Raw genomic sequence first — 13,406 nt, 5'->3', positions numbered from 1 at the left:
TATTATTTTGTCGGTGACAAAACGGTCGGTGTGGAGTTTTCAGCCATGTCAGGGAAGTCAATGGTGTAGTGCAGTCCGCGACTTTCTTTACGTTCTAACGCGCTGCGAATAATAAGTTCAGCTACTTGTACTAAGTTACGTAATTCGAGCAGGTTGTTACTCACTCTGAAGTTGGCGTAATAATCGTGGATCTCTTGCTGCAATAACTCAACGCGGCGTAGCGCACGTTCTAACCGTTTAGTTGAGCGAACAATGCCAACATAATCCCACATAAACAATCTAAGTTCATGCCAGTTGTGGGTGATAACTACTTCTTCATCCGAGTCGCTGACACGGCTTTCGTCCCAATCTGGTAACTTAGATGGCTCAGGACGATTATCGATTTTAGCTAAAATATCTTTTGCGGCTGCGTGGGCAAACACAATGCATTCTAACAATGAGTTACTCGCCATGCGGTTTGCGCCGTGTAGACCTGTGTAAGCCACTTCGCCGATTGCATATAAATTGTTGATGTCAGTACGACCATTAAAGTCAGTCATAACACCACCGCAGGTATAATGCGCCGCTGGCACGACGGGGATTGGCTCTTTGGTGATATCTAAACCAACACTTAAGCACTTAGCATAAATCGTAGGGAAGTGCTCAATGATGAACTCTTTGTCTTTATGTGAGATATCCAGATAGACGCAATTTGCACCCAATCGCTTCATCTCATAGTCAATGGCACGGGCGACTACATCGCGAGGGGCGAGTTCTTCGCGTTCATCGAAGTCAGGCATAAAGCGTGTGCCGTCAGGACGTTTAAGCAGCGCGCCTTCACCGCGCATGGCTTCGGTTATTAAAAAGTTTTGTAGCTCAGGGTGGTATAAGCTGGTCGGGTGAAATTGGTTAAACTCCATGTTGGCTACACGGCAACCCGCACGCCACGCCATTGCGATGCCGTCACCTGAAGAAACATCTGGATTTGAGGTATACAAGTAAACTTTACTTGCGCCACCCGTTGCTAAAGCGACAAACTTAGCCGAGATGCTCTCAACTCTATCCGCTTTGCGATTGTAGACGTAAACACCTTTAATATCGCTTGAGTCACCATATTTATCTTTAATGAGATCGATGGCGTTGTATTGCTCTAGTATATTAATTTTTGGGTGTAACTGTACTTGGCTAATTAATGTGGTTTGAACGGCTTTACCCGTTGCATCAGCTGCGTGCAATATACGACGATGTGAATGTCCACCTTCGCGGGTTAAATGAAAGCGCTCTTTCCCTTTGCTATCCACTTCCATATCAAATGGTACGCCTTGCTCAATCAGCCACTTCAAGCAATTTTTTGCATTTGAGGCGGTATAGTGCACCGCATCGCGGTCACATAAGCCAGCGCCTGCCGCAAGTGTGTCTTCGACATGTGATTCGATACTGTCATTTTTCTTATCGAATACTGCGGCAATGCCACCCTGAGCATAAAGTGTGGAGCCTTCTTTTAACGCCCCTTTGCTTATCACGGTAACTTTACAGTGGTTTGCTAAAGAGAGCGCAAGAGAGAGTCCAGCAGCGCCACTGCCAATAATGACTACATCAGTATTGTGGTGAGTCGTATTTTTCATATTCGAAGATCTTTACTGTTTTTGCGTTTAATTCTGCTATTTATACCACATCTGCTATCATAGAAGGCAGAGAGTTTGTTCCGTTTAATGAGAATCATTTAGAACATTTTGTGTGACTGCTAATGGAATAATGCTAAAAAGCAGCCAAGAAACTAGTACGCAAAGATGGATGAATTCGTTTATTTTAAAAAAAAATACAAAAAAACAGAACTTTTTATTCAGTACTAAGTCAGAGTAGCTGTGAATGATGGCAACTAGATACGATTTAGAAAAGCAAAAAGAGGAGTACCGGCTCGAATGAGCGAGCAGGATTTAGATCTAGATATAGTTAAACGCGTTCAACAGGGAGATAAAAACGCATTCAACCTGTTAGTTGCCAAGTATCAAAATAAAGTCGCAGCGCTGATTTCTCGTTATGTAGCGAATCAAGGCGATGTGGCAGATGTGGCACAGGAAACGTTCATTAAAGCTTATCGAGCGTTGCCTAACTTTAGGGGCGAGAGCGCATTTTATACTTGGTTGTATAGAATCGCGGTTAACTGTTCAAAAAATTATTTGGTGGCGCTTGGTCGAAAGCCGCCAGCAAACGACGTAGATGCGGAAGAAGCTGAGTTTTATGATGGTGCAGACCAATTAAGATCGAACGCTTCACCGGAAAATCTATTGTTAAGCGACGAAGTGAAAGCAGTGATTTTCAAAACTATCGAGCGCTTGCCTGACGATTTAAAAACCGCAATTACTTTGCGTGAAATCGAAGGTATGAGCTACGAGGAAATAGCTGTCATTATGGATTGTCCGGTAGGTACAGTTCGTTCGAGAATTTTTCGCGCAAGGGAAGCGATAGATAACAATTTGAACCCATTAATAGGTGAGTCTTAATATGGCACAAGCTGAAAAACAAGTGACAGAAGATTTAACGACATCGCAAATTTTTGACGGTGATCTGTCACTCAACGCTGAAACTGATGTTCGTTTAGACGAACAAAAGTTTGCTCGGTATGCCTTGATTGGTGATGTAATGCGTAGTCAAAAGCAAGACACACTTTGCATTGATATCACCAGCAGCTTTGCAGCGGCACTTGAGCAAGAGCAAACGTATAGTGAGCCGGCCCTTGAGCAAGTGAAAGAAACGACGCCGAAGAGCAATGTGATTGAGCTAAGTACATGGCGTAAGCCGTTTGCACAAGTGGCTATCGCGGCAAGTGTGTCATTGTTTGCTGTGCTTGGGGTTAATACGCTAAGCACAGATGCGACTTTACCTGCGGGCGATACGTTACAGTTGCAATCTACTCCTTTTGCTGGAGGCGTTTCTCCTGTGAGCTTATCAACTGAGCCTGCGCTTGAATCAGCGGCTAAAGGCATTAGAGAGTTACAGCAGCAACGTATTGGTGCATTGGTGTTAGAGCACCAAAGACAGTCACGCATGGCGTATGCGCTGCAGCAATCTGGTGAAAACAGCACCGCTGAAAAGCAAGAGGAAAAAGAGCAATAAATGAGAGCACTGTTAGTTGTAGTAAGTGTATTTTTCTCTAGTTGGCTGTGGGCAAATGAAAGCGTATCAGCCAAACAACTGCTAAAAGACATGGCCGAAGCGGTGCATCATAGAAACTTTGATGCATCGTTTGTCGTGGTGAAAGGAAAATCTATGGAGCCTTACCGTTGGCTTCATGGTAACCAAGATGGGACTGAATTTGAGCTTTTAAGTTTGCTCAATGGTGCTGGACTTGAAATGATCCGCATTGGTGACAAAGTGACTTATTTTGAACCAAAGTCTGAGCCTTACACCATCCAAACAGATTCGATAGCAGGTCCTATTCCCGAAGTTTTATTCAAAAATATCGACAGCCTCAAAGAAAGCTATGATTTTGTCTTAGGTGGTAAAGGTCGGATTGTTGACAGACCTGCTCAGCTTGTCAGGTTAGAAGCAAAGGACGACGCTAAATACAACTATTGGTTGTGGATCGATACCGAGTCATCTCTGTTGCTAAAATCCGCTTACGTAAACCAACAAGGCGAATTGTTAGAACAGCTTCAGCTTACCCATATCAGCGTGACTGAAACTCCGGCCGAGCAATTGTTAGAACTTTCACAAAAACAGTTTCCTGAAGCCGTATCTGGGTTGTTGAAGACACTTGAGAATGGCACAAAAAACAATTGGCAAATTGGTTGGTTACCTCAGGGCTTTGAGCTGCTAAAATCTGACAGACATAAGTTAGATTTAAACAATGAGCTGGCAGACTACTACTTGTTTTCCGATGGCCTTGTTGATATTTCGGTATTTGTACAACGTCCTTTACCGGGCCAGCGCCCAAGTGGAGCGCTCTCGTCAGGTGCAACAACGGTGTACGTACACAACACAGGTGCGTTTGACGTATCCGTAGTTGGAAATATTCCAGCAATGACCGCAAAAGCAATCGCTGAGTCTGTGAAAAGACCTTTATGATAGAACAAACTCTGACAGTTGCCGCCATAAAAGGCGCAACTGTCTACTTAGAAGCGCAGCCAAAACCCGCTTGTGAAGGCTGTAACGGCAAATGCGGCTCCCAAGTATTCGCCAAACTCTTTGGCACCCACAAAAAACAATTCCCTGTAGATTTGACGGAATCTGTCGAAATTGGCCAAAAAATTAAGTTGGCATTAGACGACTCTAATGTGGTGAAACATGCGTTTTATGTTTACATGATGCCATTACTTTTTGCTTTTGCCGGCATGTTTATCGCAGCCCTCGTACTTGGTCTCAATGAACCTTTGCAGATACTTATTGCATTTACGAGTGCAGCACTCGGTTTATTTTTCGCCAGAGTCCAAGGGGATAAACTCAAACATCAGGTAAAAGTGATAAAAATTTACCCAATTAGCCTACCAATAACGCAAATAGATGGTGATTGTACTAAATAAAATGTAAAATCGAGGCCTTAATCTCTATTTGTGACTAACAGAAGTATTGAATCCAGTATATGAAGCATATCCGTAACTTTTCTATTATTGCCCACATTGACCATGGAAAATCGACGCTATCAGACCGCTTAATCCAAGTTTGTGGAGGTTTAACAGACCGCGAAATGCAGCAGCAGGTACTGGATTCGATGGACATCGAACGTGAGCGCGGCATTACCATCAAAGCACAGAGTGTAACGCTTAACTATCAAGCAAAAGATGGTGAAACCTACCAGCTAAACTTTATCGATACACCGGGACACGTTGACTTCACTTATGAAGTTTCACGCTCTCTAGCCGCTTGTGAAGGTGCGCTATTGGTTGTTGACGCGGGTCAAGGTGTAGAAGCACAAACACTAGCGAACTGTTACACTGCACTTGAGATGGACTTGGAAGTTATTCCGGTTCTGAACAAAATTGACTTACCACAGGCTGATCCACTTCGCGTTGCCGAAGAAATTGAAGATATCGTTGGTATTGAAGCATTAGAAGCGGTTCGTTGTAGTGCGAAAACGGGGATCGGCATTGATGAAGTGCTCGAAGTGATCGTACGTGATATTCCACCGCCAGAAGGTGAACCAAATGCGCCACTACAGGCACTGATTATCGATTCATGGTTTGACCCGTACCAAGGCGTAGTGTCATTGGTGCGTATTAAAAACGGTGAATTAAGAGCGGGCGAAAAGATTAAGATCATGTCTACAGAGCAAGCTCACCAAGTAGATAAGGTTGGTATCTTTACTCCTAAGCAGACCAATACCGGGGTGTTGAAAACAGGTGAAGTAGGCTTTGTTATCGCAGGTATCAAAGATATCCATGGTGCACCAGTTGGTGATACCATTACCATGGCTCGTGATTCTGCAACAGACCGTTTGCCTGGCTTCCAAAAGGTGAAGCCTCAGGTATACGCGGGAATGTTCCCAATTTCATCTGATGACTATGAAAACTTCCGCGATGCGCTTAATAAATTGAGCCTCAACGATGCATCACTATTCTTCGAGCCTGAAAACTCAACAGCACTAGGCTTTGGTTTCCGTTGTGGTTTCTTAGGTATGCTGCATATGGAGATTATTCAAGAGCGCCTTGAACGTGAATATGACATGGATCTTATTACCACAGCTCCAACGGTAATCTATGAAGTAGAAACTAAGCACGGTGTGGTGAAAATCGATAATCCATCGGATTTACCGCCAGTAAACGACATTATTGAAATTCGTGAACCAATTGTTGAAGCAAATATTCTCGTTCCGCAAGAGTATTTAGGAAACGTGATCACGCTATGTGTTGAAAAGCGTGGTATGCAGACCAAGATGACCTATCACGGTAAGCAAGTTGCGTTAACCTATGAATTGCCGATGTCAGAAGTGGTGATGGACTTCTTTGATAAGTTGAAGTCTACCAGCCGTGGTTTTGCATCACTTGATTACAACTTCAAGCGTTTTGAAGCATCAGACATGGTGCGTGTGGATATTCTGATCAATGGTGACCGCGTTGATGCACTTGCAATAATTGTTCACCGCGACGGTTCACAAACGCGTGGCCGTCAGTTAGCTGAAGCGCTGAGAGAATTGATCCCTCGCCAAATGTTTGATATTGCTATTCAAGCTGCAATTGGTAATCACGTCATTGCGCGTAGTACAGTTAAGCAGTTACGTAAAAACGTAATCGCAAAATGTTATGGTGGTGACGTGAGCCGTAAGAAAAAGCTACTGCAAAAGCAAAAAGAAGGTAAGAAGCGTATGAAGCAACTTGGTAACGTTGAAGTGCCACAAGACGCATTCTTAGCAATATTGAAAGTAGGTAAGTAACAGGAAATACAAATGGCAGGTTATTTTTCAATTTTATTGGTGCTACTCACGGTCGGTTCAGGCCTTATTTGGTTGATCGATCATTTGGTGTATGCACCAAAAAGACAAGCTAGGCTTGCTATTGCGCAAGGTGCGTCTGACACTCAGTTAGATGCCGACATCATTGCGGAAATCGCACCTGAACCTGCCATTGTTGAAAACGCGAAATCAATTTTTCCTATGATTGCCGCAATCACGATTTTCCGTTCGTTTATTTTTGAACCGTTTCAAATTCCATCCGGCTCAATGATGCCAACCTTATTGGATGGCGATTTTATTCTCGTGGAAAAATATGCTTACGGGATTAAAGACCCAGTGTGGCGTAGCAAAATCGTTGAAACGGGTACCCCTGAGCGCGGTGATATTGCGGTGTTCAAGTTTCCGCTAGACGAGAGAATTGACTTCATCAAACGTATTGTTGGTTTACCGGGCGACCACATTGTTTATCGCAATCGTCAGCTTTACATTAAACCTAAGTGTGAAGACGGGCAGAGTGAAGCAAACGGGTTGACGTGTGGCGAATATAATAAGATTGATGTAGACATTGTAAATCGTGACGAGTTTACGCAAGGTCCAATGCAGTTAGTGCGTCTAACCGAGCATTTGCCAAACGTAGAACATGATATTTTAATTAATCCTGAAGTGTTAGAGTTAACAGATCGCTACTATCAACAACCAGGTACTCGCCGCGATGAGTGGGTAGTACCAGAGGGAAGTTATTTTGCGATGGGTGATAACCGTAATAACAGCCAAGATAGTCGTATGTGGGGTTTTGTACCTGATGAAAACTTGGTTGGAAGAGCGGTATTTATTTGGTTAAGTTTTGATTTTGATAATGGCCCAGACAGCATTTTGCCAGGGTGGGTTCCAACTGGTGTTCGTTTTGAACGCCTAGGTAGTATTCAGTAAAAATGAAAAGAAACGTAGAAGAACTTTATAATAAAATAGGGTACAACTTCTCTGATAAGGCGCTGCTTGAGCAGGCTTTGACGCATCGCAGTCACAAAGGCCAGCACAACGAGCGTCTCGAATTTTTGGGCGACTCTATTTTAAGCTTTGTGATTGCAAATGCTTTGTATCACAAGTTTCCAAAAGCGCGTGAAGGTGATTTAAGCCGCATGCGTTCAACGTTAGTGCGTGGTCAAACGCTGGCGGAATTCGGTGTGGAATTCGCGCTTGGTGATTATCTGCGCCTAGGTCCAGGTGAGCTGAAGAGCGGCGGGTTTCGCCGTGAGTCAACGCTCGCAGATGCAGTAGAAGCCATTATTGGTGCCGTTTTCTTAGACTCTGACATCGACGTGTGTAGAGATTTGGTACTAAGTTGGTACGAATCACGCTTAACTGCGATTTCACCTGGTCATAACCAAAAAGACCCGAAGACGCTGCTGCAGGAGTATCTACAAGCTCGAAAATTACCTTTACCGGGCTACACTGTAATAGATACCAAAGGGCAAGCTCACAACCAAACATTCACGGTCGAATGTATAGTGGAAGGGATGGAAAGTATAATTTCAGTAGGCAGCTCGCGACGTAAAGCTGAGCAAAAAGCTGCCGAAAAAGCGCTTAAGATATTAAAGAATGACGCTTGATACACATTGCGGCATGATTGCCATTGTCGGTAGACCTAATGTAGGTAAATCGACACTATTAAATAAATTGGTTGAGCAAAAGGTAAGTATTACCTCGCGTAAACCTCAAACTACTCGTCACCGCATCATGGGGATCCATACAGAGGGTAACTATCAGGCGGTGTACGTTGATACGCCAGGACTTCATATTGAAGAAAAGCGTGCAATTAACCGCTTAATGAACCGAGCAGCATCAAGCTCAATCGGCGATGTTGAACTGGTTATTTTTGTCGTAGAAGGGACGCATTGGACGCCTGATGACGAAATGGTACTGGCTAAAGTTAAAGACAGCGGTCGTCCTATCTTGGTGGTGATGAATAAAACCGATCAGGTAAAAGATAAAGACTTGTTGATGCCACATATTCAGTGGTTGAGTGAACAGGGGGATTTTATCGGGATCGTACCTATCTCTGCGAAGCAAGGTAAGAACGTTGAAATGATCAGAGAAGAAGTGCACAAGCGTTTACCTGCGTGTGAATTCTATTTCCCTGAAGATTATGTTACCGATCGCTCGATGCGTTTTATGGCGGCAGAGATCGTGCGTGAAAAGTTGATGCGCTTTATGGGCGATGAGTTACCGTACTCGGTGACGGTAGAGATCGAACAGTTTAAGTGGCAAGACAACGGCGTTTGGCAGATCAACGCGTTGATCCTTGTTGAGCGCGAATCGCAAAAACGCATGGTGATCGGCAACAAAGGCGAAAAGCTCAAAGTTATCGGTCGCGAAGCGCGTAAAGATCTTGAGAACATGCTAGACAACAAAGTCTATCTCGAATGCTGGGTTAAAGTGAAATCTGGCTGGGCAGACGACGAACGTGCTCTTCGTAGCTTAGGGTACGGAGAAGACTGATTGGATAGCGACTTTCGACAGGCCTATCTGTTACATCGCAGACCTTACAGCGATTCTCAGGTACTGCTTGACGTGCTGGTCGAAGGCGTTGGACAACTTAAAATGCTTGCCCGAGTAAAGGGCAAGCAATCCCTCAAACATAATGCCCAGCTGCGGCCATTTTCATTACTTTTACTGCAATATGCAGGCAGATACGATTTTAAATACCTAAACCGTTTTGAACCCACAGACAATCAAATCCAACTCGTTGGGCGGCAGTTATATTGTGGTTTGTATCTCAATGAATTAACGCAACGCGTGGTACCAACCAACGAACCGCTAGAGCAGATCTTTGCGCTCTATCAGCTACATTTAATGCGTTTGGCCCAAGATGAAGATGTGGAACCTATCTTACGTAGCTTTGAGTTGCAATTGTTAGGTGAGCTGGGTTTCGGGGTGGAACTGGAATTTGACGCTGAAGGTAATCCAGTGCGGCCAAAAGCCGCGTATAAGTACGTATCTGAGTACGGTTTTATTGCAGTCGGTCGTGAACCTGATACGATACCGGGCAGTATGTTATTGGCCATTGCCAATCAAGATTTCCAAGACCTTGCCGTGAGAAGGGCAGCTAAGCTATTAACACGAAAATTAATGGCACCGCTGGTTGGTAAGCAAGGGCTGAAAAGTAGAGAACTATTTATTTCAAAGAAATAATACCAATTTAATCAAAAGTATAAATCGATAAATTGGTATCGCAGTAATAAGTGGGTGATCCACTTGCTACGTCATATTATCAAGGGATAAACGATGAAAGATATTTTACTTGGCGTCAACGTAGACCATATTGCAACGCTTCGTCAGGCGCGTGGCACTAGCTATCCTGATCCAGCACATGCAGCTGCAGTAGCTGAGCACGCAGGTGCCGACGGCATTACTATTCACTTACGTGAAGACCGTCGCCACATTCAAGATCGCGATGTTTACGTGATGGCAAAAACCATCCAAACACGTATGAATCTAGAAATCGCAGTAACTGACGAAATGCTCGACATTGCTTGCGAAGTAAAACCTGAATATGTTTGCCTAGTGCCAGAAAAGCGCGAAGAGTTAACCACGGAAGGTGGCTTAGACGTTGCGGGTAATCTTGATAGGATCACAGCGGCAACTCAGCGCCTAGCTGATGCGGGTATTAAAGTAAGCTTGTTCATCGACGCGGATAAAAAGCAGCTAGATGCCGCAAAGCAAAGCGGTGCGCCTTACATTGAAATCCACACTGGTGCTTATGCTGATGCTGAGAACGACATCGAAATGAGCGCTGAGCTTGAACGCATTCGTGAAGGCGTTAAGTATGCTCATGGCCTAGGCCTTATCGTCAACGCCGGCCATGGTTTGCATTACCATAATGTTAAACCGATTGCACAAATGCCAGAAATCTACGAACTGAACATTGGTCATGCCATTGTTGCTCGAGCGGCAATTGATGGACTGGAAAAAGCAGTACGAGATATGAAGCGTTTGATGTTAGAGGCGAGACAAGCATAACGCTTAGTGGTAAAGAAAACGAAAGGGCTGTGTAGCCCTTTCTTTTTGCCTTGTAATCGAGTTAATACAGTTGGTATCAAAATGAAAAAAATGGTGTTGGTCTTTGCAAGTTGTGCCCTTGCACCACAACTTAGCGAAGCGACAGAGAACAACGAATTTGAAATCATCACTACTACGGCATCCAGATTGGCTGAGACGGCAGGAGAGCGTCCTGTAAGCCTCTCTTTGCTAACAGAAGCTCAATTAGATGATACAGGCGTCACGCATATCGAAAAGGCGTTGAGGCTTGTTGCTGGCGCAAATATACAACATGGTAATGGTCAAGAGTATCTACCTGCATTGCGCTCACAAGTGCTATCTGGTGCAGGCGCATGTGGCGGCATTTTAATGGCTGAAGATGGTATTGCACTCAGAGCCGCAGGTTTTTGCAATATTAATGAACTCTTTGAATCGCACTTTGAAGCAGCTGAGCGTATAGAAGTGCTAAAAGGGCCAAACAGCGTATTGTATGGCTCGAATGCGGTGCATGGAGTGGTTAATGTGATTACTTCAAACAGCATTCAAAAAACACCTAGGGTAGCGTTAGATATCGGCTCCTATGGTTATAGCCGAACTCGAATACAAGCTGGCGATAAAGCCCTTGGCTTAGGCGCAGCGTTAACCCTTACAAAGGATACGGGTTATCGTGACGACGAAAGCGTTGAGCAACAAAAGTTGAGCGTCAAACACCAATATGAAGGTGAGAAGGTTGGTATCGTATCTGGAATAACATACACCCACTTAGATCAGCAGACTGCAGGTTATGTAACAGGAGTGGACAGCTATAAAAATAAGCAATTGGCAAAGCAAAACGAAAACCCTGAAGCATTTAGAAAGGCAGAGTCATTGAGAGCTTGGACAGAAATAACCGGGCACTTTGATGATAGCAACACCGTACTGATAAAACCTTATGTACGCTGGCAAGAGATGGAATTTGTTAAGCATTTCTTGCCGGGTAAGCCGTTTGAAGAAAATGGTCAAACTGGTGTGGGGTTGCAAACGCTTATACACACTGAATTAAGTGACTCAATACAATTAGATTGGGGAATGGATGCGGAATATACCCAAGGCGAGATGTTGCAGTATCAGCCTACGCCGACTGAAGGCTCTGCATTTTTGCGCTCAACTATTCCTACAGGAAAGCATTACGACTATGAAGTAGATGCAAGGCAACTCGCGCCTTTTGCAAATCTCAGTTGGCGACAGGGTAACTGGTTAGTTGAACTGGGCGGTCGTTTTGAGTCAATGAAGTACGATTATCGCAACTTTTTGCCTACTGGGCGCACCAAAGAAGATGGCTCGGTGTGTGCAATGGGAGGATGTCGTTATAGTCGCCCAGCCAGTGGCAAAGATAGCTTTGCATATTTTTCACCAAAATTTGGCCTAAGCTATGCTTTCACTGAGCGAGATATTGCCTATGCTAACTTGTCCAAAGGCTATCGCGCACCACAAAGTGCTGAGCTTTACCAATTGCAGCGAGAGCAGGTAAAAGCATCGCTAGAGGAAGAAAAGGCGGACAATATCGAGCTTGGCCTAAAAGGGAGTGCAGATAGTCTTGGCTATCAGGTCGCGATTTATGACATGGAAAAAGAAAATTTAATCTTCCGAGATAGCGACTTTTTCTATATTAACGATGGTCGCTCAAGACACCGAGGTGTGGAGTTGGAGCTGAGTTATTCATTCACAGCACATTGGCAACTAGATCTTGCCGCAACGCGTGCTAAGCATACCTATGAACAAGATAATATTCTTGGTGGCATCAATATTAACGGCAACGATCTGGATTCAGCACCAAGGAACGTCATTAACGCCCAATTACACTGGCAAGCACGGGATAATTTCAGTTGGTCTTTAGCTTGGCACCATGTAGGAGAGTATTTTACTGACCCCGAAAATCTTCATCGTTATTCTGGTCACGATTTACTGAGTTTACGAGGAAAGTGGCAGGTAAATCCGCATTTGGCGTTGACGATGAGAGTGAAAAATCTAACCGACGAACGTTATGCTGAGCGTGCCGATTACACTTCATTTAGTGGTGAAAGGTATTTTCCGGGAAGACCAAGAAACATTCTAGTGTCACTGGACTACCGCTGGTAATAGATGAAAAAGGGAGCAGAAAGCTCCCGTTTTGAAACTATCGTGATATTTAGTCGTCTAGTGAGCGAAGTAGTGCATTGATCCCAACTTTTTCGCGGGTTTGCTGATCTACTTTTTTCACAATAATTGCTGCATACAGGCTATGAGAGCCATCTTTGCTCGGTAGTGACCCTGGTACTACCACTGCACCGGCTGGTACGCGACCATAATGGATTTCACCAGTTTCACGGTCGTAAATACGAGTACTTTGTGAAATATAGACACCCATGGAGATAACGGCACCTTCTTCAACAATTACACCTTCTACGATTTCAGAACGCGCGCCGATGAAACAGTTATCTTCAATAATCGTTGGATTGGCTTGTAGCGGCTCTAATACGCCACCAATGCCCACACCGCCAGATAGGTGTACGTTTTTACCTATCTGTGCACACGAGCCTACAGTTGCCCAAGTGTCTACCATAGTGCCTTCATCAACATATGCACCAATATTAACGTAAGACGGCATAAGTACCACGTTCTTACCGACAAAACTGCCTTGACGCGCTACCGCGTTTGGTACTACGCGCATACCACCTTGTTGGAACTGCTCTGGCGTATAGTCTGAGAATTTTAATGGTACTTTGTCGTAAAACTGGTTAACGCCATCGCTCATTGGTTGGTTGTCACGAATTCTAAAAGACAGGAGTACCGCCTTTTTCAACCATTGATGTACAACCCACTCACCACTAATTTTTTCAGCAACACGCGCTGCACCTGAATCTAGCATTTCCAATGCGTTGACAATCGCTTGTTTTACTTCGTCTGACACCGTGGTTGGAGTAATGGTATCGCGGTTTTCCCACGCGGTTTCAATAGTCGTTTTTAAATCAGACATAAATTC

Annotated in this window: 13 protein-coding genes; 11 read left to right on the top strand and 2 right to left on the bottom strand. The window is 44.4% G+C overall.

The genetic code is table 11. The features are described 5' to 3' along the window. Positions 1-2: 2 nt before the first annotated feature. Positions 3-1,604, bottom strand: coding sequence for an L-aspartate oxidase (gene nadB / locus GSF13_RS17695; RefSeq protein ID WP_010606758.1), 1,602 nt, complete (start codon positions 1,602-1,604; stop codon positions 3-5). A 297-nt stretch (positions 1,605-1,901) separates the two neighbouring features. Here nadB and rpoE point away from each other — a divergent pair, with 297 nt between their 5' ends. The 11 genes from rpoE (at position 1,902) to GSF13_RS17640 (ending at position 12,523) form a co-directional block, all read left to right on the top strand. After that, positions 1,902-2,483: an RNA polymerase sigma factor RpoE gene (rpoE, locus tag GSF13_RS17690; protein WP_010371267.1), complete on the top strand. Its 582-nt coding sequence runs from the start codon at positions 1,902-1,904 to the stop codon at positions 2,481-2,483. 1 nt (position 2,484) lies between these two features. Then, positions 2,485-3,096, top strand: coding sequence for an RseA family anti-sigma factor (locus GSF13_RS17685; RefSeq protein WP_174170031.1), 612 nt, complete (start codon positions 2,485-2,487; stop codon positions 3,094-3,096). Continuing rightward, positions 3,097-4,047, top strand: a complete 951-nt coding sequence (locus GSF13_RS17680; protein ID WP_010371273.1) for a MucB/RseB C-terminal domain-containing protein — start codon at positions 3,097-3,099, stop codon at positions 4,045-4,047. It begins immediately after the preceding gene. Continuing rightward, the gene (locus GSF13_RS17675; RefSeq protein ID WP_010606761.1) at positions 4,044-4,502 is read left to right on the top strand and encodes a SoxR reducing system RseC family protein; all 459 of its coding nucleotides are present in this window, start codon (positions 4,044-4,046) and stop codon (positions 4,500-4,502) included. Before GSF13_RS17680 ends, GSF13_RS17675 begins: the two co-directional genes overlap by 4 nt. 59 nt (positions 4,503-4,561) lie before the next feature. Next, on the top strand, positions 4,562-6,349 hold the full coding sequence (gene lepA, locus GSF13_RS17670) for a translation elongation factor 4 (RefSeq protein ID WP_010606762.1): 1,788 nt from the start codon (positions 4,562-4,564) through the stop codon (positions 6,347-6,349). 12 nt (positions 6,350-6,361) lie between these two features. After that, positions 6,362-7,297, top strand: a complete 936-nt coding sequence (gene lepB / locus GSF13_RS17665; RefSeq protein ID WP_010371286.1) for a signal peptidase I — start codon at positions 6,362-6,364, stop codon at positions 7,295-7,297. A 2-nt stretch (positions 7,298-7,299) separates the two neighbouring features. Continuing rightward, positions 7,300-7,977: a ribonuclease III gene (gene rnc / locus GSF13_RS17660; protein WP_010371291.1), complete on the top strand. Its 678-nt coding sequence runs from the start codon at positions 7,300-7,302 to the stop codon at positions 7,975-7,977. Further along, positions 7,967-8,866 carry a GTPase Era gene (era, locus tag GSF13_RS17655; protein WP_211866560.1) on the top strand — a complete coding sequence of 300 codons (900 nt, stop codon included), beginning with the start codon at positions 7,967-7,969 and terminating at the stop codon, positions 8,864-8,866. The genes rnc and era overlap by 11 nt, the downstream gene beginning before the upstream one ends. After that, the gene (recO, locus tag GSF13_RS17650; protein ID WP_010606763.1) at positions 8,867-9,559 is read left to right on the top strand and encodes a DNA repair protein RecO; all 693 of its coding nucleotides are present in this window, start codon (positions 8,867-8,869) and stop codon (positions 9,557-9,559) included. A gap of 93 nt (positions 9,560-9,652) precedes the next feature. After that, a complete protein-coding gene (pdxJ, locus tag GSF13_RS17645) occupies positions 9,653-10,387 on the top strand; it encodes a pyridoxine 5'-phosphate synthase (protein ID WP_045989843.1) in 735 nt (244 codons plus the stop codon). A gap of 81 nt (positions 10,388-10,468) precedes the next feature. After that, complete coding sequence (locus GSF13_RS17640; protein WP_211866558.1) at positions 10,469-12,523, top strand: TonB-dependent receptor; 2,055 nt, start codon at positions 10,469-10,471, stop codon at positions 12,521-12,523. 49 nt (positions 12,524-12,572) lie between these two features. Here the strand turns inward: GSF13_RS17640 and dapD are convergent, their stop codons facing one another. After that, entirely contained in the window at positions 12,573-13,400 is an 828-nt protein-coding gene (gene dapD, locus GSF13_RS17635; protein WP_010606766.1) for a 2,3,4,5-tetrahydropyridine-2,6-dicarboxylate N-succinyltransferase, read from the bottom strand. Positions 13,401-13,406: the final 6 nt, after the last annotated feature.

It is taken from the genome of Pseudoalteromonas sp. M8 (assembly GCF_018141365.1).
Taxonomy (GTDB): Bacteria; Pseudomonadota; Gammaproteobacteria; order Enterobacterales; family Alteromonadaceae; genus Pseudoalteromonas.
Note: the sequence above shows the minus strand (reverse complement) of the source record. Positions and strands in the feature narration are given on the sequence as shown.

What these genes read in the sequence shown, in the direction of transcription:
- nadB (WP_010606758.1), bottom strand. Translation starts at nt 1,604, where the DNA reads ATGAAAAATACGACTCACCACAATACTGATGTAGTCATTATTGGCAGT.
- rpoE (WP_010371267.1), top strand. Translation starts at nt 1,902, where the DNA reads ATGAGCGAGCAGGATTTAGATCTAGATATAGTTAAACGCGTTCAACAG.
- GSF13_RS17685 (WP_174170031.1), top strand. Translation starts at nt 2,485, where the DNA reads ATGGCACAAGCTGAAAAACAAGTGACAGAAGATTTAACGACATCGCAA.
- GSF13_RS17680 (WP_010371273.1), top strand. Translation starts at nt 3,097, where the DNA reads ATGAGAGCACTGTTAGTTGTAGTAAGTGTATTTTTCTCTAGTTGGCTG.
- GSF13_RS17675 (WP_010606761.1), top strand. Translation starts at nt 4,044, where the DNA reads ATGATAGAACAAACTCTGACAGTTGCCGCCATAAAAGGCGCAACTGTC.
- lepA (WP_010606762.1), top strand. Translation starts at nt 4,562, where the DNA reads ATGAAGCATATCCGTAACTTTTCTATTATTGCCCACATTGACCATGGA.
- lepB (WP_010371286.1), top strand. Translation starts at nt 6,362, where the DNA reads ATGGCAGGTTATTTTTCAATTTTATTGGTGCTACTCACGGTCGGTTCA.
- rnc (WP_010371291.1), top strand. Translation starts at nt 7,300, where the DNA reads ATGAAAAGAAACGTAGAAGAACTTTATAATAAAATAGGGTACAACTTC.
- era (WP_211866560.1), top strand. Translation starts at nt 7,967, where the DNA reads ATGACGCTTGATACACATTGCGGCATGATTGCCATTGTCGGTAGACCT.
- pdxJ (WP_045989843.1), top strand. Translation starts at nt 9,653, where the DNA reads ATGAAAGATATTTTACTTGGCGTCAACGTAGACCATATTGCAACGCTT.
- GSF13_RS17640 (WP_211866558.1), top strand. Translation starts at nt 10,469, where the DNA reads ATGAAAAAAATGGTGTTGGTCTTTGCAAGTTGTGCCCTTGCACCACAA.
- dapD (WP_010606766.1), bottom strand. Translation starts at nt 13,400, where the DNA reads ATGTCTGATTTAAAAACGACTATTGAAACCGCGTGGGAAAACCGCGAT.